Below are 2214 nucleotides of genomic sequence, written 5' to 3'. Positions count from 1 at the left end.
GCGGGTCTGGCGCGTGGGTATGTGGGCCGGGCGGGGCTGACGGCGGAGCGGTTCGTGGCCTGCCCGTTCGGTACGGCCGGTGAGCGGATGTACCGAACCGGTGACCTGGTCCGCTGGGATGCGCAGGGCCGTCTGGTGTTCGTGGGCCGGGCGGATGAGCAGGTCAAGGTCCGCGGCTTCCGTATCGAGCTCGGCGAGGTCCAGTCAGCGGTGGCCGCGCACCCGTCGGTGGCCCAGGCCGTGGTGGTGGCTCGTGAGGACACCCCGGGCGACGCCCGTCTCGTGGCGTACGTCGTGACCGGCGCAGCGCTCGAAGAGGAGCTGTCGGCGGCGGTGCGAGCCCTGGTGGCGGAGTCCCTGCCGCAGTACATGGTGCCGTCGGCGGTGGTGGTCCTCGACGCGCTGCCCCTGTCCCCGAACGGCAAGCTGGACCACAAGGCCCTGCCTGCCCCCGAGTACACCAGCGGTTCCGGCCGCGGCCCGTCGACGGTGCGTGAGGAGATCCTCTGCGAGGTGTTCGCCGAGGTCCTCGGCGTGGACAGCGTCGGCGTCGACGACGACTTCTTTACCCTCGGGGGCCACTCCCTGCTCGCGGTACGCCTGGTGGAGGTGCTGCGGACCCGCGGCGTGTCCGTCTCGGTGCGGGCGCTGTTCCAGACCCCGACCGTGGCAGGGCTCGCCTCCGCGGCCGGTGCGGAGAGCGTCGTCGTACCGCCGAACGTCATCCCGCAGGACGCGCAGGCGATCACACCGGCGATGCTCCCCCTGGTCGACCTGACCGTCGAGGAGATCGAGCGGGTCGTCGCGACCGTGGACGGTGGCGCGGCGAACGTCGCGGACGTCTATCCGCTGGCCCCCCTGCAGGAGGGTCTGCTCTTCCACCACCTCCTCGCCGACGGCGGCGAGGACGCCTACGTGACCCCGATGGTCGTCGAGTTCGCCTCGCGTGACCTCCTTGACCGTTACCTCAGCGCCCTCCAGCAGGTCGTGGACCGGCACGACATCCTGCGTACCGGCATCGTGTGGGAAGGCCTGCGCGAGCCGGTACAGGTGGTGTGGCGCCACGCGAAGCTGCCCGTCGAGGAGGTCACACTCGACCCCCACGGCGCGGACCGGGTGGCGGAGCTGGTCGAACGGGTCGGCACGGTCATGGACCTGCGGCGCGCGCCGCTGATCCACGCCCATCTGGCAGCCGAGCCCGGCACCGACCGGTGGATCGCGCTGTTCCGTGAACACCACATGGTGCAGGACCACACGGGTATGGAGCTCCTTCTCGAAGAGGTGGAGGCGTTCCTCGCCGGCCGGGGAGAGGAACTGCCCGAACCGCTGCCCTTCCGTGACTTCGTGGCCCAGGCGCGCGGCGGGGCGGACCGACACGGACACGAGCGGTACTTCACCGGGCTGCTCGGCGACGTGACCGAGCCGACCGCCCCGTACGGCCTGGTCGATGTGCACGGCGACGGCGCGGCAGCGGTCAGCGCCAGGCTGCCGTTCCCGGCACAGCTGTCGGAGCGGGTCCGTACCGTCGCCCGGAGTCTGGGTGCCAGTCCGGCCACGGTGATGCATGTGGCGTGGGCTCGGGTCCTGGCCGCGGTCAGCGGCCGAGAGGACGTGGTCTTCGGTACTGTGCTGCTCGGCCGCCTGAGCGCGGCGGCCGGCACCGGCCGGGTGGCGGGCCCCTTCATCAACACGCTTCCGGTTCTGGTACGCGTCGGCGACCTTACGCCGCGCGCGGCGGTTGCCGCGATGCGCGATCAGCTCGCCGCCCTCCTGGAGCACGAGCACGCGTCGCTCGCCCTGGCCCAGGAGGCCAGCGGGGTACCGGGCGGGACCCCGCTGTTCACGTCACTGTTCAACTACCGGCATCACGCCAGTCGGTCCGCCGCCCGGGGCGACGGCGCTACGCCGGAGAGTGCAGCCGAGGACGGCATCAGGCTGGTGTTTGGTCGGGAGACCGACAACTATCCGCTTTCGGTCTCCGTTGATGACTATGGCAACGGGCTCGGTCTGGCCGTCGACGCGGTCGCGCCGATCGACCCGCAGGCTGTCGCCACACTGGTGGCCACCGCTACGGAGAACCTCGTGGCAGCGCTGGAGAGCGGTGCGGACCGGTTCCTGAGCTCCGTCGAGGTCCTTGACGAGGGTGAGCGGCAGCGGTTGTTGGTGGAGTGGAACGACACTGCGGTTGAGGTGCCGCGGGCTACTGTGACGGAG

General features: G+C 71.2%; 1 protein-coding gene. It reads left to right on the top strand.

The genetic code is table 11. The features are described from left to right. Positions 1-2214: condensation domain-containing protein (locus tag ACFWTC_RS38790; RefSeq protein ID WP_384075156.1), on the top strand; the 2214-nt coding region annotated here is incomplete at both ends.

This window comes from Streptomyces sp. NPDC058619 (assembly GCF_042717785.1).
In the GTDB taxonomy this organism is placed as follows: domain Bacteria; phylum Actinomycetota; class Actinomycetes; order Streptomycetales; family Streptomycetaceae; genus Streptomyces.
Note: the sequence above shows the minus strand (reverse complement) of the source record. Positions and strands in the feature narration are given on the sequence as shown.